Origin of the sequence: Halalkalirubrum salinum (assembly GCF_005543295.1) — an archaeon.
GTDB classification, from domain to species: domain Archaea; phylum Halobacteriota; class Halobacteria; order Halobacteriales; family Haloferacaceae; genus Halalkalirubrum; species Halalkalirubrum salinum.
In genome coordinates this window covers 126,567-149,666 of the sequence record NZ_SRSG01000059.1, presented here as the reverse complement: position 1 = coordinate 149,666, position 23,100 = coordinate 126,567, and the positions used below count along the sequence as shown (strand labels likewise).

Sequence of the window (23,100 nt, the reverse complement as noted above, 5' to 3'; positions counted from 1 at the left end):
TCGCCGACCCGCAGCGTTTTATTCGGCCGCGCGTACACCACGGATATGGCAGACGGAATCGTCGGGGAGTTCCTGTCGCTGAAAGCCGACAGCGACGCCGACCTGTTGGCGATGCAGTGCGGCGATTTCTACGAGTTCTTTGCTGATGACGCCGAAACGGTCGGGGAGGTGCTCGATCTGGCGGTTTCACAGAAGTCCTCACACGGCTCTTCGTACCCGATGGCGGGCGTGCCACTCTCTGAGCTCACGCCGTATCTCAAAGCACTCGTCGAGCGTGGCTACCGGGTTGCGGTGGCCGATCAGCGCGAAACCGACGACGGCGAGATCTACCGCGAGATCGTCCGAACCGTCACACCCGGGACCTTGCTTGAGACGACTGACGCGGCCGCACAGTACCTCGCGGCGATTGTCGCGGCTGGGACAGTTGCGACAGGAGACGACAACACCGACGGCCCGTATGGCCTCACATTTGCGGACGTAACGACTGGCCGGTTTCTCCTCACAGAAGCCGAGACGATCGACGACGCCCACGCCGAACTATACCGATTTGCCCCCGCCGAACTCCTTCCCGGGCCGGGGCTGCGAAACGACGACGACTTCCTGAGTCGAATTCGCGAGGATCTCGACAGTTCAGTAACACTGCACGAGACGAACGCGTTCGCCCCTGGACGGGCGACGCACGCGATTCGATCGACCTTCGGCGAGGAGACCCTCGACAGCATTGGCGTTGATTCAACAGTGGCGATCGCCGCCGCTGGCGCCGTGTTGTCGTACGTCGACGCGACCGGAGTGGGGGTGACCCAGTCAATGACGCGGTTGCAGGCGTACGCAGACGACTCTGGGGTCGCCCTCGATGCGACCACCCAGCGAAATCTTGAGCTCGTCGAGACGATGCGCGGGGATCGATCGGGATCACTGTTCGAGACGATCGACCACACTGTCACTGCCCCTGGCACACGGCTGCTTCGAGAGTGGCTCACCCGGCCGAGCCGCGATCGAGCCGCGCTGCAGCGTCGCCACGACGCCGTCGAGGCACTGGCATCCGCCGCACTGGCCCGCGATCGAATCCGCGATCGGCTATCTGGGGGCTACGATCTCGAACGGCTCGCGAGCATGGCCGCAAGCGGGAGCGCCAACGCCCGCGATCTCACGTCGGTCGCAACGACGCTGTCGATCCTCCCACAGCTGGCCGATGATATCGCAGATACCGAACTCGCCGAGTCGCCGCTTTCGGCGATCGTCGACCGGCCCGATCGACAGGCCACCGAAGCGCTCGCCGCAGAACTCGAGGCGGCGATCGCCGAGGAGCCACCGGCAACCGTCACACAGGGCAGACTGTTCGCGTACGGCTACGACGACGAACTCGACGAGCTGATCGACGAACACGACGCGGCGCTAGAGTGGATCGACGGGCTGGCCGATCGTGTCAAACGCCAGTACGGCCTCACCCACGTCACCGTCGATCGCAACACGACCGACGGCTACTACATCCAGGTCGGCAAGTCCGAAGCTGACGACGTGCCCGACTCGTTCACGCACGTGAAAACGCTGAAGAACTCGAAACGATTCGTCACCGACGAACTGGCCGAACGCGAGCGCCAGATCCTTCGGCTCGAGGAGGTCAGAGGCGAACTAGAACGGGAACTGTTCGAGGAACTTCGCGAGCGCGTCGCCGATCGATCGGCGCTGTTGCAGGACGTCGGGCGTGCGCTCGCAGAGATTGACGCGCTCGCTTCTTTCGGGACCCACGCGGCCAAACGCGGCTGGACCCGACCGAGACTCACGGAGCCGGGGACGATCGAGATCGAGGCGGGGCGACACCCGGTCGTCGAGACGACGACGGAGTTCGTCCCGAACGATCTCCGGCTGGGCGGCGATCGCCGGCTCTTGCTCGTCACAGGGCCGAATATGAGCGGGAAGTCGACGTATATGCGACAGGCCGCGCTCATCACGCTGCTCGCACAGGCAGGGAGCTTCGTGCCCGCCCGTGAGGCGACGATCGGCGTCGTCGACGGCATCTACACCCGTGTCGGCGCGCTTGACGAACTCGCCCAGGGGCGATCGACGTTCATGGTCGAGATGCAGGAGCTCTCGAACATCCTTCATTCGGCGACCGAGGAGTCGCTCGTCATTCTCGACGAGGTCGGCCGCGGGACCGCCACCTACGACGGCATCTCGATCGCCTGGGCGGCCACCGAGTACCTCCACAACGAGATCCGCGCGAAGACGCTGTTTGCGACCCACTACCACGAACTCACGACGCTCGCCGAACACCTCCCGCGGGTCGAAAACGTCCACATCGACGTCGATGAGCGCGACGGCGACGTGACCTTCCTGCGGACGGTCCGAGACGGCCCGACCGATCGCTCTTACGGCGTCCACGTGGCTGATCTCGCCGGCGTGCCCGCCCCCGTTGTCGATCGGGCTGGCGACGTGCTCGATCGGCTCCGCGAGGAGAAGGCGATCGAGGCCAGAGGCGGTGAGGGGAGCGAACCCGTGCAGGCCGTCTTCGATCTCGCAAGCGGGCAGTTCACCACAGGGAATGCTAGCGCGGCGACCAACGGCGGGTCTGCAGGCGACGATCAAGAGATCGATCGACAAGAGAGCAACGAAAAGAAGTCCAACGCTGGCCTCGATCCCGAAGCCGAGTCTGTCGTGGCCGAGTTGGCGGGGATCGACGTCAACGAAACATCTCCGATCGAACTCATGGCGAAAGTACAGTCGTGGCAGGAGTCACTCGAAGACACCGGGGCGGAGCCACCGGATCGATCGGGCTGACTGCGTAGAAGGATTCTCGATTGGCTACGATCGGCCCAGCCGTCCAGACGCGTTCTCGGCTGTCTGCGATCGGGGCCGGTATTTAATTCTTCATCGGTCCAAGGACAACACACAATGTACGATTCAATTCTCATCCCAACTGATGGTAGCAAAACGGTCGAAAACACGCTCACACACGCGATTCCGCTCGCGAAAGACAACGACGCAACCATCCACGCGCTGTACGTCCTCGACAGACGGATCGTCCAGGCGAGCTCCGAGGAACTCCGCACGGACGTGGCCAGCGACCTCCGCGAGCAGGGTGAAACCGCCCTCGCGACGGTTGAAGACCAGGCCAAAACGGCGGGCGTCGAGAGCGAGTCTGCGATCGTCGAAGGAACTCCCGACAAGGCGATCGTCCGCTACGCCGACGAACACGGCATCGACGTGATCGTCATTGGGACACACGGCAAAACGCCGCGCGAGAAGCTCGAAAGCCTCGGGAGCGTCTCCGATCGGGTCGTCGACAACGCGTCCGTTCCGGTGTTCGTCATCAAATGATTCTGCGGCGAGTCACGGCTCGCGTTTTTTGACCACGATACGACCGTCTTCGACGTGCCATTCGACACGATCGCCCTCTTTGAGATCGAGGAAGTTCCGCACTGGTTTGGGGACTGTCGTGAGGTTCTTTTCGGAGATTTTCGTATCGGTCAGGTTTCCCATTGGTGTAGCCTATGTGAATAGCATATACATAGTTTTCGCAAAGTTAACTGCCTGATCGACGCGGCCAGCCAAGATGGTGGCCATCGGAGCCGTCAATCCGACGGCTCGATCGACACTCGCTCATGGATGTGTCCCTCACGGGTTTTGAGGTGAGTCGGGTCACGATCGTTCGACACCGCGAGTGCTTCTGCGACAATGCTGTGAGCAATCTGATACGGCGAGCCGCCGCCGAGGTCGAGGCCGATCGGGGTGTACAGCCGCGATCGATCGCGATGACGGAGTCAGACGGATCCTCAACGGGGGGCGTTAACCACGGCCACGACGATATGCTGACCTGGCGGGCGGGGGCCGAGCGCGTACTCGCGCTGCGCGAGCGAGTCCTTGATCGCCTCGATACCGAAGAGTGCTCACTCGATTCGATCGCTGGACGGACGCTCTCTGAGCCGATCGTCGCCGAGGCCGACAGTCCCCCAGAGAGCTTCGCGACGATGGACGGGTACGCGATCGACGCGACCGAGTCGTATCCACTGACCGTCCACGAGGGGGACGTCTTTCCAGAGGACACTGCGCCCGCGATCGAGGCCGGCGAAGCGATCCCGATCGCGACGGGCGCGCCGCTGCCGGCGGGTGCAAACGCGGTCCTCAAACGCGAGGAGGCAACTGTCGAGGACGGGGAGTTGACCGGCACAGCGATCGAGCCGGGAACATACGTCTACGCCAAAGCGAGCAACGTCGCCGCCGGGGAGACGCTGTTCGACGCGGGCGATCGGCTCAGCCCGAAGGACGCGATACTGCTCGGCGATCTCGGATGCGAGACGGTTCCAGCTAAAGCGCGGATCACCGCAGGCGTGCTCGCGACGGGTACAGAGATCCACGAGGGGCGCAGCCAGGATCTCGACTCGCCGATGCTCGCCGGGCTGGTCCGATCGTGGGGCGGGGAGGCGACATACGAGGGAAGTGTCCCGGACGATCGCGACCAGGTCGTCGATCGCATCGCCGCCCTCGCCGATCGCTATGACGTGGTGATCACCACCGGCGGGACGAGCGTTGGGAAGAAAGACTACGTCATCAGTGCACTCGAGGAACTTGGCGATGTCCTGTTCCACCGAGTGAAGCTCCGGCCCGGAAAGCCGATCGCGGTTGCGGATCTTCCCGAGTACGACGCGGTTGCGCTCGCGATCCCCGGCAAGCCGATCGGTGCACATGCGGTCACCACGCTCGTCGCACGTCCCATCTTTACCGGAGATATCTCGCTCCCGTAGCTGTCTGCGCGGATCGACGCCGACGTCGAACTCCCCGTCGAGGGGTTCGCGTACGCGATTCCAGTGACGATCGCGAATGACGGAACCCTGACGAATGATGCGGCTAATCGGGTCGTGACCCCGCTCGGACAGACGGGATCAGGGTTGTCGGTGTACGATCGGACATTCAATCCGAGTGTTCTCTCTTCGAGCACTCGCGCGTCCCGGGCGGACGGGTTCGTCCTGACCGAGAGCGGCTTGAGCGCCGACGACTCCGTTGAGGTTGTGCCGTATCCTGTGGTCGAACGATGACGGACGAGGATCGATCGGAGCTCCCGATCGTCGACCCACCGCGCCACGAGGCGGTAACTAACGGGCTGCGGGTTGCAGGACTCCTCCTTGCTGCGGGAACGAGCAGCCGCTTCGGCGATCGAAATAAGCTCGTAACAGACGTCGACGGGCGGCCGATCGTCCGTCATGTTGCCGAAACCCTGCTCGCGGCCGATCTTGACGGCGTGACTGTCGTGGTCGGACACGAGGCAGATCGTGTCCGTACCGCGCTGGCCGGGCTTGACGTGACGATCGTCGAAAACGATCGCTACGCGGACGGCCAAGCAACATCGGTCGCACGTGGGATCAAGGCGATCGCCGCCACGGATGCCGATGCTGTGGTCATCGCGCTAGGTGACATGCCGTTCGTTCGACCCGAAACGATCCAGACGCTCGTCGCTGCCTATGCCGACGACGCTGGAGATGCCCTCGCGCCCGCCGTCGATGGCCAACGGGGGAACCCGGTGCTCTTCGATCGAAGCCATTTTTCGGCACTTCGTGACGTCGATGGAGACATCGGCGGGCGAGCGATCCTCCTCGGCGGCGACAATAGCGCGCTGGTCGCGGTCGCCGATCCGGGAATCCGTCGGGATGTCGATCGACCCGAGGATGTCGACGATCGCTCGAATGATTCGGGCGTGTGACTCCCGTGCGCCCGATAAACGAACACCCGTGTTCAAGTGCTCGCCGCCCAGAATCGTAATCAATGATAATACCGACGAACAACGGCCCACGCGCGGCGGTGATCGGTCCGTGAGCGACGATCGTCAGTCCATGAGCGACGATCGCCGGTCGATCGAGCCGCTGGATCAGGCGACAGTCGAGCGAATCGCTGCGGGCGAGGTCGTCGAGCGCCCCGCCTCGGTGGTCAAAGAGCTCGTCGAAAACAGCCTCGACGCCGGCGCGTCGCGGATCTCCGTCGCCGTCAAGAGCGGCGGTACAGACGGGATCAGAGTCGCTGACGACGGGGCGGGAATTCCACGAGCGGAGCTGTCGATCGCTGTCGAGCCGCACACGACGAGCAAGATCCGCGCGATCGACGACCTCGAATCAGGCGTTGCGAGCCTCGGTTTTCGCGGCGAGGCGCTGTCGACGATCGCCGCGGTCTCGAAGCTCACGCTCCGATCGAAACCCGAAGCTCAGCCCGTCGGCGCAGAGCTACGCGTCGAGGGCGGCGACGCAGACGAGCCGCGGCCGGTCGGCTGTCCGACTGGGACGACGATCGAGGTCGAAGAGCTGTTTTACAACACGCCGGCCAGACGGAAGTTCCTCAAACGCGACGCCACGGAGTTCGATCACGTCCAGACCGTTGTGACGCAGTACGCGCTGGCGAATCCGGATGTCGCGTTCGCGCTCGAACACGACGGCCGCGAGCGCTTTGCGACGGAAGGCAACGGTGATCTTCGATCGGCGATCTTGGCCGTCTACGGCCGAACGGTCGCCGAGTCAATGATCGAGATCGACGAGACGCCCGATTCAGGACCGATCAAACGAATCCACGGGCTCGTCAGCCACCCCGAGACAAACCGAAGCACCCGCGAGTATCTGGCGACGTTCGTCAACGATCGATACGTGACGGCCGCGACGCTTCGGGAAGCCGTGGTTGACGCCTACGGCGGCCAACTCGCCGCCGATCGGTATCCCTTCGCCGTCCTCTTCGTCTCGGTCCCGCCGGCGTCTGTCGACGTAAACGTCCACCCGCGCAAGCTCGAGGTCCGCTTCGACGAGGAGGAGGCGGTCTCGAAGACCGTGCAGGCTGCGGTCGCCGAGTCGCTGGTTGACGCCGGGTTGATACGGTCGTCGGCACCTCGCGGGCGATCGGCCCCTGCGGAGACTGAAATTGAACCGGCAACCAGCGAAGAGCCAGTCGTCGGCGGATCGGCCGTCGACACCGCTCGCGATCACAATGAGGCACCCGAGGAGGACGATCGCCAACGCCCAACCGCCGAACCAGCCGATCGCCAACGCCCAACCGCCGAACCAGCCGATCGCCAACGCCCAACCGCCGAACCAGCCGATCGCCAGAGTACGACCGCCGAACCGATCGATCCCGAGAGCGCGCAGGCGTGGACGGTCGACGGACTCGGCGGCGAGGAGGCGGCTGAGGAGCGAAAGCAGGCTGAACAGAAATCGACTAACCCAAAAAAAGACGCCCTCCCCGACGAAACTGTACGAGACGAGACGCAGGCGAGATCAACTGACGCAGCCCCCACGCAGGATCGATCGCCCACAGAGACAACTGACTCATCCGAATCCACGGCGGCCCTAACGGCTCCGACCACATCCGAGACGGATACCGCTGCGTCCGTGACCGACACGACTCAGTCTGTGACAAACACCGCTGCGTCACAACCAGATGAGACGACAGATCCCAGTCGACACGCAGCGATCGCCGACACGGGAACCCAGCGGACGCTGGACGGCGACGATGCGACAGCCGCGCGAACGTATGACGCACTGCCGTCGCTTCGCGTCCTCGGGCAACTGTACGACACCTACGTCGTCGCCGAGAGCGAGGACGGCCTCGTGTTGATCGACCAGCACGCCGCCGACGAGCGGGTGCACTACGAGCGTCTCCAGGCGGCGTTCGCAGCAGATGGGACCGCCCAGGCCCTCGCGACACCGGTCGAACTCGAACTCACTGCCCGAGAGGCCGCGCTGTTTGACGAACACCGAGCGTCGATCGCCGAACTCGGATTCGCTGCCGAGCGGATCGACGATCGCTGGCTCCGGGTCGGACAGGTGCCAGCCATTCTCGACGCGACAGTCGAGCCCGAGATCCTTCGAGACGTGCTTGTTTCCCTGGTGACCGCCGCAGACGGCGGCACAGAGACGATCGACGATGTGGCCGACGAACTCCTCGCGGACCTCGCTTGTCATCCGTCGGTGACGGGGAACACGTCGCTGACCGAGGGATCGATCGTCGGACTGCTGGAGGCACTCGACGGCTGCGAGAATCCCTACGAGTGTCCGCACGGGCGGCCGACGGTGATCCGCTTCGATCGGCCGGCGATCGAGGATCGCTTCGAGCGAGACTATCCAGGGCACGCTGATCAGCGACGCTCAGAGTGAGCGACTGCCCACAGTCAGACAGCGCGGACCGACCGCTGCCGGCGGACTCCGCCGGAGTCTGCTACAACTAAGTGGCCCTCGGGCAAAGCCGTGGTATGCACGTTCTCGTGATCGGCGCGTACGGCAGCGCCGGCGTCGCAACCGCAGAAGGGTTGGTCGACCACGTCGGCCCCGAGGGACCGATCGATCGGCTCACGCTCGTCGACGACGGCGATCCGGGCGGTGGGCTCTGTATCCTTGACGGCTGTATGCCCTCGAAGGCCGTGCTGTCGGCGGCAGCCCACCGCTATCAGGCCCGCGCCGACGAGCGACTGACTGGTGAGCCCCACGCGATCGACCTCAAGAGCGTCGTCGAGACGAAAGACGAACAGGTGCTCAGCTTCGCCGAACACCGCCGTGGGGCCGTCCATGACATGGCCGCCCGCGACGGCGTCGAGTTTATCCACAAGCCGGCGACGTTCATCGACGATCGAACCGTCATGGTCGCCGACGAGACCTACGAGCCCGACTACGTCGTCATCGCAACCGGCTCAGTTCCGAAGGTCCCTGAACTCCCGGGCATGGACGAGGTCGAGTACATGACGAGCGCAGATGTCCTCGACGCGACGACCCTGCCAGACTCAGGGATCATGATGGGCTTTGGCTACGTCGGAATCGAGCTCGCGCCGTACCTCGTTGAGGCGGGTGTCGAGGACCTCACCGTGGTCGAACACGACGCACGCCCGCTCGACGAGGCCGACTCGGCCTTTGGCGACGAACTCATGGCGATCTACCGCGAGGAGTTCGGCATCGACATCCGCACACACACCTACGAGCAGGCGATCGAATCGACCGAGGACGGCGTTCGGCTCCATGTCGAAGTCGACGGAAAAGCCGACACGATCGACGCCGAACAGCTGTTTTTGTTCACCGGTCGAGAGCCAAATCTCGATCGGCTCAATCTCGAACCAACCGTGCTCGATCCACGGTCAGGGTGGGTTCGCGACACGATGCAGGCGGTCGACGACGATCGGGTCTTGGTGGTCGGCGACGTCAACAGCCACGAGCCGATCCTCCACGTCGCCAAAGAACAGGGCTACAAAGCCGCTGAGAATATCCTCGACATGGCGGCCGGCGCAGAACCCGAACCCTACGAGAACGTCCACCATCACGTAATGTTCTCTGGAGCGAGCGTCTATCCGTTCGCCCGCGTCGGCCACACCGCCGAGACTGCTCGTGCGGCTGGTCACGAGGTGGTGGAAGCGACTCGGTGGGCCAAAGACGACGGCGTGTTCAAAGTCAAGGACATCCCGCACGGCCTCGCACGGCTCACCGTTGACGCCGAAACGGGGACCGTACTCGGCTACCAAGGGCTGCACGCCCACGCGGACACGATGGCCAAGACGATGCAGGTGATCGTCGAACTCGGCCTGGACGTCCGCGACCTCCCGGATCGCGCGTATCACCCAACGCTGCCGGAGATCCTCGACAGCGTAATCCGCGAAACCGCCGCGCAGGTGGCCTAACAGATGGACGCAACGACGACCGATCGCTACCGGGTGCTCTCGGTTGATCGCGATCAATCCCTCGCGCGGCTGATCTCCCTTTCGGAGGCCGTCACCGCGATCGACGCGCCCGAAACCGCCAACGAGGACGCGCTCGCACCGATCGCCGCCGCGATCGAGGACCTCGACCTGCACGCCGGATCGATTGTTGAGGCGACAATTGAGTGGGACGGCGACGTGGCGCGGGTCGTCGAGGCGACGGTCGAGCGGGCCGATCGGATCTACTACGCTGAGGTGGTCGAGGGAATGTACGAGGCCGCGGTCGAGGCGTGGCACACTGCGCAGGCAGCGGGCGAGGGAATGCACTCGATCGTGACACAAAACACTGACACGGAGCCAAACGGGGTGTTGTACGTCTTCGCGGACGGGCCGGGTGGACGGACGATCGACGCGATCCGTACTGGCGGGATTCCGATCGAGCCGCTCATCCAACGAGCCGAGACAGACCTCGATGACGACAACGAACGAGCAGTGTTCGTTCTCGAACCCGCCGATCACGCGTTTGTCGCGGTCCACATCGTCTTCCGCCGTGACGGCGTGTTAGCACGGATGATCGCAGATACTTACGATATCGATCGGTAATCTACTCCTACCGCTTGTCGGCAGGTGTACACACGCGTCACGATGTATTTATCTCTCTACAGCGAGTACTATTATTCACAGCACGAGATCGTCTCGATTACGGTTAAGAAGTTATTAATTGCCAAAATCGGTCGACCACTCTCGTACATATCATGAAATTCACACAATTACTCGCTGAAGAACGAGCTGTCTCGCCGGTCATCGGTGTTATCCTGATGGTTGCGATTACCGTCATCCTCGCGGCCGTCATCGGGACGTTCGTGATCGGGCTTGGCGAAGGAATCGGCGATACGACGCCGAGCGCGTCGTTCGACGCCGAACACGACAGCGACGCGAACACGACGACGTTCACACACCGCAGCGGTGACGAGATCTCGAACGGGACTGCGTACATCGTGCTGAGCGGTGATGTCAGTGCTGTCGACGACCCCGGTGACGATGTCGCTGACGAAGACGGACGGTGGCAGGTCAACGGATCACTAAGCGCGGGTAACACGGTTACCTTCAAAACCACTGGTGCATCTGGGACAGTCAGCCTCATCTACGATGACGGCGATCGCTCCACCACGTTGCGTTCGATCGACATCGAGAACGACAACTGATCGTCGTTTTGACGATCGTTTTAGGACACTGCGGTCGCCAAACTTCGAATAGGGCGCGACAACTAACCTGCAGCAAGTATTTGTATCCTACCCGACCACTGAGGGCTCTTACCGCGATCGATCGATGACCGCTTTCGCCTCTTGAGCGGCCTGCTTCCACCCGTAGCCGGACTCGTAGACGTGCCGTTTGGTGTCGACGAGTTCGCCAGGAGAGGATTCTTCGAAGCCGCCGCGGGCCCACGTCCCGCTGGAATGCAGCCAGTCGATCACGTTCTCGCGAGTTTCTCGCCAAGAGAGTCCGACCATCTCGTACCACGCAATCATCGCAAAGACCGCGTGGTCGTGACAACCGGGAACGCTGCCGCGTTCGTAGATCGTCCGCATGGGTTCGATCGTCGGCTCCGAAACGAGCTCTTTGTACTCAGCGGCAGTCAACAGCCGGAGCGTCCCGTCGTCGTCCTGGTCGACGCGTCGATCGCGCTTGAGCGTCTCGAGCGCGCCGGTATGTCTGTCGCTCCAGTCGCCGTGGGTCGTGGATCGCAGCGTCGATTCCGTACACTCACCGGTCGTGAGCACGGCAATAATGTCCGTGTAGGCCTTCTCGATCTCGGGCCACGGCGTCCCCTCGAAGCGACAGTCGGCGTCGTGGAGGCTGTTTGTCGTCCGACAGCCAGGGCAAGGGTACTGAAAGCGCGGCACGATACGCCCCTATTCGTCCGGTTCTAAAGAGTTGTCCGGTTCAGCGTCGACCGGCAACGAACCGCTCGGAGGTATCCGAGACGGACCGTCGGGCTTATTCGAGTCCCCCGCAGATGTGCGTACATGCGCCCGCTCTTCGCCCGCTACCCGTTCTTCGAGGCGGCTCGGGAGGCGGTTCGATCGGCCGATGTCGATCTCGGCACGCTCGTCAACTCCGCAGATCCGGCCGTCGATCGCGCCCACGAGCGGGTCAAACGCGCGCTGCTCGAGGGCACGGCAGCCTCCGAGACGCCAGAGGACTGGACCGAAACACAGGAGCTGCTGTCGTACCCGATCGCCCGCATCCTCGTCTCGCTCGTCGATTCGAGCCCGGCGATCGACAAGTACGCCCAAGCAGAGGCCAAAACCGCGATCGAGCGGCTCGAAGCTGATCTCGCGGCCGGAGACGATGACCTCCGCAGCACCGATACCGACCGTCTCGACCGGGATCGCCTGTTGGCCGAACTCGACCTCTCAGCGGCAGTGACGCCCGATCGAAGCCACGAAGGAGCCGGGAGACAGCGTGGCGAAGTCGACACGACTCGCGCCCGCGAGAGCGATCAGTTCTGGATCGATCTTGGGCCGTACCTCAAGCTCACGTCCGCGGAGTGGCGGCCAAGCTGGAAACTCGTCAACCGCGAAGTGTGGGACGGCCGGGTTCGCGTCCAGCGCACGGGACTGAACCGGCTGCTTCGAGAGGCGATCGCCCAGCGAGTCGCCGAAGGGCTACCATTCGAGGGACTCTCCCGTGAGGACCCGATCGCCACCGCCCTGTCGGATGAGCTCTCCGACATCGAACGGCTGTTGTCGCAGCGAACGACCATCGAAGAAATCGACTTTGTTGCCCGCGAGCTATTTCCACCCTGTGTCGAAAATCTGCTGCAGAAGGCCGAAGCAGGTACCCAGCTGGAGCCCTTCGAGAGTTTCTCACTGATGGCGTTTCTCACCGGGATCGGGATGGACCCCGACGAGATCGTCGCCTTCTGTGCGGATGCCTCGCTTGAGCCGGAGGGCATTCGCTACCAAACGGAGTATCTGGCCGACAATCGCGGCACACAGTACCCTCCGCCGACCTGTGAGACCCTCGCAGCGTACGGGCTGTGTCACAACGAAGACGACCACTGGACGGTTGCTGGCGATCCGCTCACCTACTACAAACGACAGCTCGACGAGCGGGGCGATTCGGTGACCGACTGGCGGGAAGCGAACGCGTAACTGACACGCGCTCCGGACAGTGGTGGTTACTCGATCGATCTTGTCTCAGCAGCCGCATCGATGAGTTCGTACGCCTTCGCTCGAAGACTGCCGGTCATGTGAAGACCGTGTGAGTCAATTCGATCGACGAGTGTGTACGCTTGCTCTCGAGGCAGTCCTTCTTTTACGGCCCTGACGACGACCCCAATCGTGCCCGTTACGGTTGCACCGAGACCGCGAGCAGTAGTCCGAACACGCCGATCGTCAGAGATGATACCGACCGGACGATCCTCGGCCCTGTAAGCGAGAACCGCAGCAATGAGAAACACATCACCATTCTCATCTGTTTCAGCAAGGACCGTTTTGGCTTGCTCCAGCCGATCGTGAATACGCGGATCTGCCGTCTCGATATCGTCTGTCTCACCAAAGTGACTGAGATTTGTGTTGGCGGGTTCTGTCGTCACCTCGTTTTTGACTGCTTGAAGGACAACAAGCGTCCCAGAAAAGCTGGTGAGGTGCTCGAGTTCGCCGATCGCGCCGAGCGCAATGAGCGCCGTGGCATCACAAAAAATGCGCGTCATAGCTCATGCGCAGCCGCAGCATCGAATTCGAGGTCCTCCGGAGAGAGCTGGGTCGTAAGGTTGTGCTCACGAGCGATCTCGAGCCACTCTGCGAGGCTCACGTTGGCAAGCCGGGCAGCTTCGTTGACCGAAATCTCCCCACTCTGATACCGTTCGATAGCAACGCGTCGGCGAATCGATTTCAGGCCCTCAGCGAGTGCTTTGCGGATGATTGTACTCTTGTCTTCGTCCAAGAGTTCACTGACTGCCTCAAGTTCGTCTTCGTCGTCGTCGGGAACCCGCGCACTGATCGACGCCATGTATACAATGTAATTCATTGAAATACATAAGTGTGCCCGCCAGTGGACACGACTGTGTATTGAACCGCAGTGTTGGAGAGAATGATCTCAAACGCAATCAGCAACCGAACGCTGACAATCGACCCCAGTGCTCACTTTTTCGCGAGGAACAGCCCGATCGCGGCCATAATGATAATGAATCCGGTTATCGCGCCGACAACGGCGATCGCACCGTCGGGAGTGAGCCCGTTTGTCGTGTTCTCCGCGGAACCAATAGCCAACAGTACGGCAAAAAAGAGCACGACCGCGGCGAGAGAAAAGGCGATCTGCCGAAGATACTCCCGATCTACGTCCATGCGGTCGACTCTGATCGCTCGGGTCAAAAGGACTTCGAAACGATCGACGCGTTAGCTCAGTTACCGATCGGCTACGACAGTCTCGCCAGCTCGGACGCGATCACCGCGCTCAACACACACATCCCCAAGGCTGTACCGTGGCGGTAACAGCACATCTGCCCGACTGCCGAAGGAGACGTGCCCGATCCGATCGCCGCGGTGAACTTCCTGACCCGAATCGACCGAGGGATGAATCCGACGCGCGAACCAGCCGGCGATCAGCGCGACTTCGTAGCCGTCGAGGTCGATCACGACCCGCTCGTTGCGATCGGAGTCTTTTGAGAACGCGGGCTTGTACGCGCCGGATCTGTGGTCGACTGATCGAACCATCCCACCCGCCGGCGCGCGGTTGACGTGCACATCGGTGACGTTCATGAACACGCCCACCCGGACCCGATCGCGTCCGTTCTCGTCGGACTCCGTTCTGATGACCGAGACGCTGCCGTCGGCGGGGGAGACAAATCCAGTCTCCGGCGGCGATCGATCGGGATCGCGGTGAAACCACAACACAAAAATTCCGAGCACGAGCGCAGCGATCGCCGCCGGAAAGGCGATCGGCACCAAGAGCACCGCACCTGCAAACGCGGCCGCGGCGTATCGCCATGCGCCCGGCGCGACGGCGATCGACGGAAGCGACGGTCGGAGACTCATGCGGGTGCAGGCTCCCGGAGTTCAGTTCGACCAGCCGCCCATGCGCCGATCAGGTGCGTGAGGTGGATTGTGGCATTGAGCCCGGTCACGAGGTCGAAATCTGCCTCGCCAGCGAGCATGTGCAGGCGTGCAACCGAGACAGCGTCGAAGTCGCCCTTCCGGGAAACCCTGAGCAGTTCTTCGAGCAGCGTCTTTCCGTCATACCCCGAGTCGAGCAGGTCGTCGATCGTCTTTCTGGCGTCTTTCAGATCACCGGTTCGCGCCGCCGACAACGCCGACAGCAGGGCATCGTCGTCGCCGATCTCCCCAAGTGTCTCGTAGGCGGCCTGCATCGTCACTGCCTCCGAGCCCGAAGCGGTCGTCTGGGCGGTCAAAATCGCCTTTCGGAGGTTACCGCCGGCGGCGCTGGCGATGAACTCGAGGCCGTCGACGTCGTAGTCAACGTCCTCGGCTGTACAGATCGCTTCGAGCACCTCGATCGTCTCGTCGATCGTCGGCGATCGAACCGGGACTGGGAAACACCGCGATCGGATCGGCGCGATGAGCTTTGAGGGCTGTCGCGTCGCGAGCACGAACTGGGTGGTTCGGTGGTGTTTCTCCATCACCCGCCGGAGGGCCTGCTGGAAGTCCTCACGAATCGCCTCGGCGTTGTCGAGGACGATCGTCTTGTATGTTCCTGACACGGGTGCGTAGCTCGCGGACTCTTTGAGGACACGGTTGATCATGTCGCGTTTTGCCATTCGGCTGCGGCCTGTGAGAAACTGCGAGAAGCGCGGATCGCTTCGGATCTCTTTTTTTGTGCGCCCGAAGAAGTCCGCGACGTTGATCTCGATGAGGTCGCTGTCGGAGTCCTCGTGGGCTGCGTCCGCAAGCGCTCTGACGGCGGCGGTTTTACCAACGCCTTTCGGTCCCTGCACGACGAGGTTCATCGGCTCGTCGACCGCGCGACGCAGTCGGCTTCGGACCGGCTCCTGTGGGAGGTCCTCGATCGCCGGCGCGTGCGTGTCGATCCAGAGCGGCCCGTCCATTAGGGATGACTCAGCGATCGGACGGTAAGAATCGGTCGGTTCCGAAGCCGGTTTATCGGTCGGCCGATGAGACGCAGGTATGTCTTTACGCGTGACGTTTCTCGGGACCAGCGGGGCTGTCCCAACCACCCGCCGGGCGCCGAGCGCGGTGCTCGTCAACCGCGAGGGCGATCGCCTCTTGTTCGACTGCGGGGAGGGTACCCAACGACAGATGATGCGCTTTGGGACCGGGTTCAACGTCTCGCATCTCTTCGTGACGCACCTCCACGGCGATCACGTCCTCGGGATTCCGGGACTGATCCAGAGCTGGGATTTTAACGATCGTGACGCCTCCCTCGCCATCCACGTCCCGCCAGGAACCAGACAAGAAATCAAAGACCTCACCCAGGCTGCAGGCCACCGGCCGGGGTTCCCAATCAGGATCAACGAGGTCGCCCCGGGGAACGTCGCCCTGCGGATGGAAGACTACGAGGTCCGAGTCTTCGAGACGAATCATCACACGCGAGCACAGGGATATGCACTGGTGGAAGACGATCGCCCCGGGCGGTTCGATCGCGAAACCGCAGAACACGAACTCGAGATCCCGCCCGGGCCCGCCTACGGCCGGTTGCATCGCGGCGAAAGCGTCGAACTGGATGACGGCCGCGTAATCGAACCCGAACAGGTCGTTGGCGAGCCGCGACCGGGACGACGAGTCGTCTACACCGGCGACACGCGGCCAGTCGGAGCGACCGTCGAGGCAGCCACGGATGCGGATCTGTTGATCCACGACGCAACGTTCGCCGAGGACGATGCCGGTCGTGCGCGAGAAACGGCCCACTCGACGGGTCGTGAGGCGGGGAGCATCGCGAGTCAGGCCGGTGCAAAGCGACTCGCGTTGACCCATATCTCCTCGCGATATGCAGGTGATGCGTCGGCAATTCGCGAAGCGGCCGCCGCCGAGTTCGACGGCGAGGTGTTCATCGCCGAGGACGGCCAACGGATCGAGGTGCCGTTCCCGGATGCGGAGGAGTGAGCGTTGTCGATCGTTGCGGCGATCAGTACCAAACCATAGCGTACAGTCGAGCTATATAGCCCTCTTAGCAGCCATTATACCCGATCGAGCGAACATCCACCCATGCCAGGCCGAATCCGGGTACTCGCGATCGACGACGACGAGGCCACGCTCGAACTGCTCGCGGATACGTTTGATCAGCTCGGAGGATTTACGCTCACCACCGTACCTACGCCTTCTGCCGGGCTAAATCTCCTCCGTGTCGGCCGACCGATCGACTGCCTCGTTACTGACTTTCGCATGCCAGAAATGAACGGGCCGGCAGTACGATCGGAGGCAAAGGCGATCGATCCAACACTCCCGGTTATCATGATGTCGGCGACGGAACGGGCAGAACTCCCACCGCTGGGACCAGTACACGCGTTCGTCCACAAACGTGGCCCGCAAACGTATCACCGGCTCGCAGAGACCGTCCGTGTAGTCGCCACAGATTGTCGACAGGCCAACCAACGGGGCCAGCTGTCAACTGACGAAACAGCCATCCGGTGACAGATCGACCGAGCGGTTCTCTGTGATCGTGCCGGCGTGGGCTATTTATTTGCTGATGCCGTATCCTGCGGCGTGAACGCCCGGACACACGCGCTGGATTCGGTGGTCTTCGGCGTCGACATCCAAAGCGGCGACATCCGTGGGGACGCGCCATCGTACGCGCTCGTGATCCTCGATGACGGCTCCGTGACCCGGGACGTCGTCTCCTACCGGAAGCTCTTGCGGCTGATCGATTCAACAGAGCCCGCACTGATCGGGACGGACAACGCCTACGAACTCGCAGAAGACAAAGGCGCGCTGGTGCAGTTGCTTCGATCGCTTCCGTCTTCGACGAAACTTGTCCAGGTTACCGGCGCAGAGCGCCCCGAACCGCTTTCGCGAGTCGCCTCCAGACACGGCGTGCCGTACGACAAAAAGCCGATGCGAGAGGCCGAAGCCGCCGCGCGCCTCGCCGCGATGGGCGTCGGCCACGAGGTCGCTGCCTTCACGAACACGACGACCGTGAAGGTCTCTCGGGGCCGATCGACCGGCAAGGGCGGGTGGAGCCAGGATCGCTACACTCGCCGGATTCATGGCAACGTCCGCAAACGCGCCCGCGAAGTCGAATCGAAGCTCGACGACGCCAGTCTTGCGTACGAGATGGACGTGACCGAGAAGTACGGCGGCTACTCGAACGCCGTTTTCACCGTCGAGGCCACCCCCGACGAGTTGCCGGTGTCGGCGAACCGATCGGGCGACACGCGGATCGAAATTGAGCGCGAATGCCTCGACGGGATTGAGTATCGGCCACTCGTCCAGCGGCGCGATCGAGTCATCGTGGGGATCGACCCGGGAACGACGACGGGCGTGGCGATCGTCTCGCTTGATGGGCGCGTACTCGAAACGTACTCCAGTCGGACCGCCGACACCGCCGCCGTGACCGAGTGGATCATCGAACACGGCCGGCCGGTGATCGTTGCCGCCGACGTCTATCCGATGCCAGAAACCGTCGAGAAGTTCCGCCGGAGCTTCGATGCCGCCGGTTGGAATCCAAACAGCGACATCCCGGTCGATGAAAAGCTCCACCGGACCCGCGAGGAGAGCTACGAGAACGACCACGAGCGCGACGCGATGGCGGCAGCGCTGTACGCCTTCGATGACCATGCCGAGCAGTTCGATCGCATCACCGACAAGACCCCGCCGGCGTTCGATCGCGAAGAGGTCATCGCGAAGGTCGTGGCTGGTGAGCACTCCGTCGAGACCGCGTTGAATGCCCTGTCGGACGATGACGACACAACCGAAGAGGACACCAGCCAGCCGGAGCCCAAGCGGACACCCGAACAAAAGCGGATCGCCGCACTCGAACAGCAGGTCGATCGCCTCTCGGGGCACGTGGAGACGCTCAAAGCAAAACTCGACGAACGCGACGAAACGATCGAGTCGTACAAAGAACAGCTCACCGAGGCCAAGCGAAAAGAGCGCCGTGAGGCACGCGAACGACGGGAGGTCACCCGGCTCAAACGCGAGATCGATCGGCTTGAACGCGAACGCGACGACGCCGAAACGCGTGCGGATGAACTCGACGCGAAGCTCGAACGGCTCAAGCGCCTCTGGAAACTCGATCACTCCGATTTCTCGGATATTGCAGAGGGGCGAAACCTCGTGTCGGTCAAAATCATCGAGCAGTTCACGAAGGGGGCGATCGCCGACGCCGAGGAAGCCTACGGCCTCGCAACCGGAGACGTCATCTATCTCCGGGATGCCAGCGGCGCAGGCCGAAGCACGGCTCAGCGGCTCGTTGACGTTGACCCACGGATCGTCCTGCGCGATGGTGGGCTCTCGGATATCGCCTCGGAGCTCCTATTCGAGGCGGACATCCCGGTCGCACCCGCCGAGGAGGTGACGATCCAGGAGGTTGACGAACTCGCGGTCGCCCGCGAAGACGAGATTCAGGCGGCGATCGCCGGCTGGCAAGAGCGCGCTGCCGAACGCGAGCGAGAAAAGAGCGCAAATATGGTCGATCAGATTATCAGCGAACACCGTGCGGACGGCCGCAGCGGCTGAGACGGGCTCTTGTCGGCGGTGACCGATCGATCGGACCCCGATCGACACAGTCGCACACATCCAGAAGTCATATGACCAACCCCGGCTGAACGAAACACATGGACGCCTACGAGTTGATCATGCGAAACGCCTCCGAGGTCGTCACCGAGGAGGAGGTGCGTGCGCTAGCTGCCGCGGACGGAAAACGGGCGTACGTCGGCTACGAGCCCTCGGGCGTCCTCCACATCGGCCACATGCTCACCGCGACGAAGCTGATCGACCTCCAGGAAGCTGGCTTCGACATCACCGTATTGCTTGCGGACGTTCACGCCTACCTCAACGGCAAGGGCACCTTCGAGGAGATCGAAGCGACCGCCGAGCGGATGAAAGAGCAGTTTATCGCCTACGGGCTCGACGAGGACAAAACTGAGTTCGTCCTTGGATCGACGTTCCAGTTCGATCGTGAGTACATCCTCGATCTGCACGCACTCGAACTCGAAACGTCGCTGTCGCGGGCCGAACGGGCAATGGCTGAGATCAAAAGCGGGGACACGGTCAGGGTCTCACAGGCGGTGTACCCGCTGATGCAGGCGCTCGACATCGTCTACCTTGACGTCGATCTTGCCGTCGGCGGGATGGAACAGCGGAAGGTCCACATGCTCGCCCGCGACACCTTGCCATCGATCGGCGAGGACGCGCCAACCAGCCTGCACACGCCGCTTATCGCCGACTTAGAGACAGGGATTGGCAAGATGTCTTCGAGCGCAGGAACGACAATCTCGATGGAGGACTCCACAGACGCGATCGAAGAGAAAGTCAACGCCGCCTTTTGTCCGCCGACGGCCGATCCAGATCCCGACGAGGAGGGTCGCGAACGCGAAAATCCGGTATTGCAGATTTTCGAATATCACGTGTTCCCGCGCTTCGAGACGGTAACGGTCGAACGTCCCGACAAGTACGGTGGAAATCTCGAATACGACAGTTACGCGGCGCTGGAGGCCGACATGGAGTCCGGTGAACTGCACCCGATGGACGCGAAGGGTGCGCTCGCTGACGCGCTCGATCGGCTCATCGAACCCGGTCGAAAACAGCTCGAAGCGTAGCATCACGCCGTATTTTCGTTCTTATACGCTTTATCCATCAGCCCATCCCAAACAGCCGCATGACGTTCGCAGCGATCCCGCGGGCGACGAGCGCAACGCCCGCGAGCGCGAACATCATTCCCGCACCGATGACTGGATCGCGGACGGAAATCACCCCAACGCCCACGAGAATCAAGACGATGCCAACGATACCGACGTAGCCGAGCGTGTCAATCGCGTTCATGTCCGCATCTGCTTGCAGGATCCTGTAAACGCTGTCGATCGACGGTGATTCGGTCTGTTTTCGAACACGAACACTTCCGACGGCCGCCGGTAACGGTCCACATGTGGTGCGAATCCCCCGAATTTAACCCCAACGCCAACGAACGAGCCGATACATGACGGAGAACGACGGCCGCCGCGACCTCCGAATGCCTGACGAGGACGAGGTGTTCGCGGAGGTCACGGACATGCTCGGGGCGAATCGCGTGAGAGTTCGCTGTGCGGACGGAGTCGAGCGGACCGCCCGGATCCCCGGACGAATGCAAAAGCGTATCTGGATCCGCGAGGGCGACATCGTCCTCGTCGAGCCGTGGGACTGGCAAGACGAGAAGGGCGACATCGCCTGGCGCTACGAGAAGTCCGAAGCTGACCAGCTCCGCCGCGAAGGCCACATTCAGTAGCCCGTTTTTGTATTTTGATCGCACCATCCGGGAGCGGCGCGGCTCGACGATCGCAGCGTCGGTAAGGCTATCACCACAACTGTTCGATTCGCTGTTCGATCGCCGTGAAAACCGTCGAGTAAACCGAAAGCGGGTGCGTGGATTCCACGTGAAGATCGCTGATCTCCTTGCCAGTTGGTGGCTGATGAAAGTGCAGCCGTATATCCTGGCTATTTGGGTGTCGATCCCAGCGACACTCCCACCGATCGTCGTTGGCCCCTATTTCCAGATAGTGAAACGAGAAATCACCAGTGGTGAACCATCGAACGTCGACTCGGGCAGCAGTCACCGACGTGGGATACTGTTCGACGTCGAGTCGGCCACAAAGCAGCCGCGGTTCGTACGAATCTGGCTCGAATGCGGTGGTGCTGACTAACGGATCAGACGCCAGGTGGCGCTCAAGTAGCCGAAGCGTCTGTCGATCGGGTGGGCCCGTCGAATCCGGCGGTGAATCTGTCGGCGGTGACATTCACGCCGGAATCAGGTGACCATCGTTTTCGGCGAGCTGGCGGGCAAGTTCATACAATCGCAGGTCCCGAATCACGCCCTGCCACTCATGTACCGCGATCATCCGCTTGTGGAGGCTATCGTGGTCAGGTGTGTCAAAGGCGGAGACGGTCGTCGGATCAGTTGTCCCGAACCGTTCCTCGTACGCTGTGCGGCGCTCTTCGAGTTTTGCTACCCGGTCGATGATTTCTGTTACCGAGAGATCAGCCGCGATTTGGCTCGCGTCTTGCCATTCGAGGTATCCCTCGTTACGTTCGTATGTTGCGGGTCGGCTGTCGGAATCTGCTCGGACGATACCCATCTCCACTAAGCGATCGAGGTGCTTTTTTGCCGCATTCGGAGAGCAATCTGCGAGTTCCGCGATGTCTGTATACGGCGTTGGGGATGTCACCCCGAGGACGACATCGTAGACTCGATCGAATGTCTCTGTTCCGTCCTGCCACCGGGGTGTCGCTGTGTCGGTATCAGGAGCCGGATCGAACGGTGCCATGCCAAGGTGTACGGGTTTACTCTCAATATATGTTTTGTTTGTGCATATATCTGTGAATTGAGGGGCTGCTCGCGACTAGTCGATCGTCACCAGCGGGGCTTTTGGGTCTCGCTCTCGTAGTCCAATGCGAATGACTGACGAGTTCGGGATGGTCGACCCGACGGAGGCCGAAAGCTTCGGCGACGAGTGGGAGGAGATCGACGTCTCCGACACCGACGCCGACCGGATCGCCCGACAGCGCGATCGGGACTTCGACGAGTTTAGAAAGCGGATCAAGGACAACGAACGGCTGAAGGTCGAACAGTCCGTGTTCGACGACGCCACTTACGCCGCGATCTATAAACTCGTCCAGGACGGCTACGTTAGCGCCTTCGGCGGTCCCGTCTCGACTGGCAAGGAGGCCAACGTCTACGAGGCGTTGGGTGCAGACGACCGGGAGGTCGCCATCAAGATCTACCGGATCAACGCATCGGACTTCCGGCAGATGCGCGAGTACTTAGAGGGCGATCCACGCTTTCGTGGAATTGGCAACGACAAGGGCAAGACTGTCCTTGCGTGGACAAAAAAGGAGTTTGCGAACCTCGAACGCGCGGCGGCGGCCGGTGTCCGGGTGCCCGAACCGATCGCCGTCCAGCGCAACGTTCTCGTGATGGAACTCGTCGGGCAGGCGGACGATCGGGCCCGCCGGCTCGCTGAGGTGACTGTCGAGAACCCACAGACCGCCTACGAGGTCGTCCGCGAGTACATGCGGCGGCTCTACAGTGCGGGACTCGTCCACGGTGATCTCTCGGAGTATAACCTCATCATCCACGACGGTGAACTCGTCGTAATCGACCTCGGACAGGCCGTGACAGTTCACCACCCAAACGCAGGAGACTTCCTCGATCGCGACTGCGAGAATGTCGCCTCGTTTTTCAATAGGCAGGGACTCACTGTCGAGGCTTCGAATCTCCACGAGTTCGTGACGACGGCCGATCCGACGCCGTGAGTCGGGGCGATCGAATGCGATGTTCTGTGT

At 62.3% G+C, this 23,100-nt stretch carries 26 protein-coding genes and 1 pseudogene; 16 read left to right on the top strand and 11 right to left on the bottom strand.

Features of this window, described 5'->3' with window-relative positions; genetic code table 11:
- The first annotated feature begins 45 nt into the window (after nucleotides 1–45).
- Nucleotides 46–2,778, top strand: coding sequence for a DNA mismatch repair protein MutS (mutS, locus tag E5K03_RS16130; RefSeq protein WP_138007834.1), 2,733 nt, complete (start codon nucleotides 46–48; stop codon nucleotides 2,776–2,778).
- A 114-nt stretch (nucleotides 2,779–2,892) separates the two neighbouring features.
- Nucleotides 2,893–3,318 (top strand): universal stress protein, encoded by a 426-nt coding sequence (locus E5K03_RS16125; protein ID WP_138007833.1) that lies wholly within the window; start codon nucleotides 2,893–2,895, stop codon nucleotides 3,316–3,318.
- Nucleotides 3,319–3,330: 12 nt separating this feature from the next.
- Here the strand turns inward: E5K03_RS16125 and E5K03_RS16120 are convergent, their stop codons facing one another.
- Together E5K03_RS16120 and E5K03_RS17960 are read right to left on the bottom strand one after the other, a co-directional pair.
- Nucleotides 3,331–3,480 (bottom strand): AbrB/MazE/SpoVT family DNA-binding domain-containing protein, encoded by a 150-nt coding sequence (locus tag E5K03_RS16120; RefSeq protein ID WP_138007832.1) that lies wholly within the window; start codon nucleotides 3,478–3,480, stop codon nucleotides 3,331–3,333.
- Nucleotides 3,481–3,572: 92 nt separating this feature from the next.
- Nucleotides 3,573–3,743: pseudogene (locus E5K03_RS17960) on the bottom strand (XdhC family protein); the annotation flags it as partial.
- A gap of 9 nt (nucleotides 3,744–3,752) precedes the next feature.
- Here E5K03_RS17960 and E5K03_RS16110 point away from each other — a divergent pair.
- The 7 genes from E5K03_RS16110 (at nucleotide 3,753) to E5K03_RS16085 (ending at nucleotide 10,851) form a co-directional block, all read left to right on the top strand.
- Nucleotides 3,753–4,742: a molybdopterin molybdotransferase MoeA gene (locus E5K03_RS16110; RefSeq protein WP_394343994.1), complete on the top strand. Its 990-nt coding sequence runs from the start codon at nucleotides 3,753–3,755 to the stop codon at nucleotides 4,740–4,742.
- Nucleotides 4,743–4,805: 63 nt separating this feature from the next.
- A complete protein-coding gene (locus E5K03_RS17450) occupies nucleotides 4,806–5,033 on the top strand; it encodes a hypothetical protein (RefSeq protein ID WP_205743021.1) in 228 nt (75 codons plus the stop codon).
- Nucleotides 5,030–5,695 carry a nucleotidyltransferase family protein gene (locus E5K03_RS16105; protein WP_138007831.1) on the top strand — a complete coding sequence of 222 codons (666 nt, stop codon included), beginning with the start codon at nucleotides 5,030–5,032 and terminating at the stop codon, nucleotides 5,693–5,695. The genes E5K03_RS17450 and E5K03_RS16105 overlap by 4 nt, the downstream gene beginning before the upstream one ends.
- A gap of 130 nt (nucleotides 5,696–5,825) precedes the next feature.
- Nucleotides 5,826–8,123: a DNA mismatch repair endonuclease MutL gene (gene mutL / locus E5K03_RS16100; RefSeq protein ID WP_138007830.1), complete on the top strand. Its 2,298-nt coding sequence runs from the start codon at nucleotides 5,826–5,828 to the stop codon at nucleotides 8,121–8,123.
- A 95-nt stretch (nucleotides 8,124–8,218) separates the two neighbouring features.
- Nucleotides 8,219–9,628, top strand: a complete 1,410-nt coding sequence (locus tag E5K03_RS16095; RefSeq protein WP_138007829.1) for a dihydrolipoyl dehydrogenase family protein — start codon at nucleotides 8,219–8,221, stop codon at nucleotides 9,626–9,628.
- Between the two features lie 3 nt (nucleotides 9,629–9,631).
- Nucleotides 9,632–10,249 (top strand): DUF6663 family protein, encoded by a 618-nt coding sequence (locus tag E5K03_RS16090; protein WP_138007828.1) that lies wholly within the window; start codon nucleotides 9,632–9,634, stop codon nucleotides 10,247–10,249.
- Between the two features lie 152 nt (nucleotides 10,250–10,401).
- Entirely contained in the window at nucleotides 10,402–10,851 is a 450-nt protein-coding gene (locus E5K03_RS16085) for a type IV pilin (RefSeq protein ID WP_138007827.1), read from the top strand.
- Between the two features lie 108 nt (nucleotides 10,852–10,959).
- Here the strand turns inward: E5K03_RS16085 and E5K03_RS16080 are convergent, their stop codons facing one another.
- Nucleotides 10,960–11,550, bottom strand: coding sequence for a DUF7474 family protein (locus tag E5K03_RS16080; protein WP_138007826.1), 591 nt, complete (start codon nucleotides 11,548–11,550; stop codon nucleotides 10,960–10,962).
- Between the two features lie 123 nt (nucleotides 11,551–11,673).
- Between E5K03_RS16080 and E5K03_RS16075 the strand changes: the two genes are divergently transcribed.
- Nucleotides 11,674–12,804, top strand: coding sequence for a DNA primase large subunit PriL (locus E5K03_RS16075; RefSeq protein ID WP_138007825.1), 1,131 nt, complete (start codon nucleotides 11,674–11,676; stop codon nucleotides 12,802–12,804).
- Nucleotides 12,805–12,830: 26 nt separating this feature from the next.
- On the opposite strand, the gene E5K03_RS16070 is transcribed toward E5K03_RS16075, so the two are convergent.
- From E5K03_RS16070 to E5K03_RS16050, 5 genes are all read right to left on the bottom strand, one after another.
- Entirely contained in the window at nucleotides 12,831–13,364 is a 534-nt protein-coding gene (locus E5K03_RS16070; RefSeq protein ID WP_138007824.1) for a hypothetical protein, read from the bottom strand.
- The gene (locus tag E5K03_RS16065; protein ID WP_138007823.1) at nucleotides 13,361–13,663 is read right to left on the bottom strand and encodes a UPF0175 family protein; all 303 of its coding nucleotides are present in this window, start codon (nucleotides 13,661–13,663) and stop codon (nucleotides 13,361–13,363) included. The genes E5K03_RS16070 and E5K03_RS16065 overlap by 4 nt, the downstream gene beginning before the upstream one ends.
- Before the next feature lie 131 nt (nucleotides 13,664–13,794).
- Nucleotides 13,795–13,998 (bottom strand): DUF7472 family protein, encoded by a 204-nt coding sequence (locus E5K03_RS16060; protein ID WP_138007822.1) that lies wholly within the window; start codon nucleotides 13,996–13,998, stop codon nucleotides 13,795–13,797.
- A gap of 60 nt (nucleotides 13,999–14,058) precedes the next feature.
- A complete protein-coding gene (locus E5K03_RS16055) occupies nucleotides 14,059–14,661 on the bottom strand; it encodes a protein sorting system archaetidylserine decarboxylase (RefSeq protein ID WP_138007984.1) in 603 nt (200 codons plus the stop codon).
- 23 nt (nucleotides 14,662–14,684) lie between these two features.
- Nucleotides 14,685–15,716: an AAA family ATPase gene (locus E5K03_RS16050; protein ID WP_138007821.1), complete on the bottom strand. Its 1,032-nt coding sequence runs from the start codon at nucleotides 15,714–15,716 to the stop codon at nucleotides 14,685–14,687.
- 79 nt (nucleotides 15,717–15,795) lie between these two features.
- Here E5K03_RS16050 and rnz point away from each other — a divergent pair, with 79 nt between their 5' ends.
- From rnz to E5K03_RS16030, 4 genes are all read left to right on the top strand, one after another.
- Nucleotides 15,796–16,731 carry a ribonuclease Z gene (rnz, locus tag E5K03_RS16045; protein ID WP_138007820.1) on the top strand — a complete coding sequence of 312 codons (936 nt, stop codon included), beginning with the start codon at nucleotides 15,796–15,798 and terminating at the stop codon, nucleotides 16,729–16,731.
- A gap of 102 nt (nucleotides 16,732–16,833) precedes the next feature.
- Nucleotides 16,834–17,259 (top strand): response regulator, encoded by a 426-nt coding sequence (locus tag E5K03_RS16040; RefSeq protein WP_138007819.1) that lies wholly within the window; start codon nucleotides 16,834–16,836, stop codon nucleotides 17,257–17,259.
- A 72-nt stretch (nucleotides 17,260–17,331) separates the two neighbouring features.
- A complete protein-coding gene (locus E5K03_RS16035) occupies nucleotides 17,332–19,302 on the top strand; it encodes a DUF460 domain-containing protein (protein WP_138007818.1) in 1,971 nt (656 codons plus the stop codon).
- Nucleotides 19,303–19,400: 98 nt separating this feature from the next.
- Nucleotides 19,401–20,384 (top strand): tyrosine--tRNA ligase, encoded by a 984-nt coding sequence (locus tag E5K03_RS16030; protein ID WP_138007817.1) that lies wholly within the window; start codon nucleotides 19,401–19,403, stop codon nucleotides 20,382–20,384.
- Nucleotides 20,385–20,421: 37 nt separating this feature from the next.
- Here E5K03_RS16030 and E5K03_RS16025 read toward each other — a convergent pair whose 3' ends face one another.
- On the bottom strand, nucleotides 20,422–20,607 hold the full coding sequence (locus E5K03_RS16025) for a DUF7470 family protein (protein WP_137197890.1): 186 nt from the start codon (nucleotides 20,605–20,607) through the stop codon (nucleotides 20,422–20,424).
- Nucleotides 20,608–20,761: 154 nt separating this feature from the next.
- On the opposite strand from E5K03_RS16025, the gene eif1A reads away from it, so the two are divergent.
- Nucleotides 20,762–21,046 carry a translation initiation factor eIF-1A gene (gene eif1A / locus E5K03_RS16020; protein ID WP_137197891.1) on the top strand — a complete coding sequence of 95 codons (285 nt, stop codon included), beginning with the start codon at nucleotides 20,762–20,764 and terminating at the stop codon, nucleotides 21,044–21,046.
- 70 nt (nucleotides 21,047–21,116) lie between these two features.
- On the opposite strand, the gene E5K03_RS16015 is transcribed toward eif1A, so the two are convergent.
- Together E5K03_RS16015 and E5K03_RS16010 are read right to left on the bottom strand one after the other, a co-directional pair.
- A complete protein-coding gene (locus tag E5K03_RS16015; RefSeq protein ID WP_138007816.1) occupies nucleotides 21,117–21,554 on the bottom strand; it encodes a hypothetical protein in 438 nt (145 codons plus the stop codon).
- Complete coding sequence (locus E5K03_RS16010) at nucleotides 21,555–22,082, bottom strand: winged helix-turn-helix domain-containing protein (protein WP_138007815.1); 528 nt, start codon at nucleotides 22,080–22,082, stop codon at nucleotides 21,555–21,557. It abuts the gene before it with no gap.
- Nucleotides 22,083–22,212: 130 nt separating this feature from the next.
- Here E5K03_RS16010 and rio1 point away from each other — a divergent pair, with 130 nt between their 5' ends.
- Nucleotides 22,213–23,070 (top strand): serine/threonine-protein kinase Rio1, encoded by an 858-nt coding sequence (gene rio1 / locus E5K03_RS16005; RefSeq protein ID WP_138007814.1) that lies wholly within the window; start codon nucleotides 22,213–22,215, stop codon nucleotides 23,068–23,070.
- Nucleotides 23,071–23,100 lie beyond the last annotated feature (30 nt).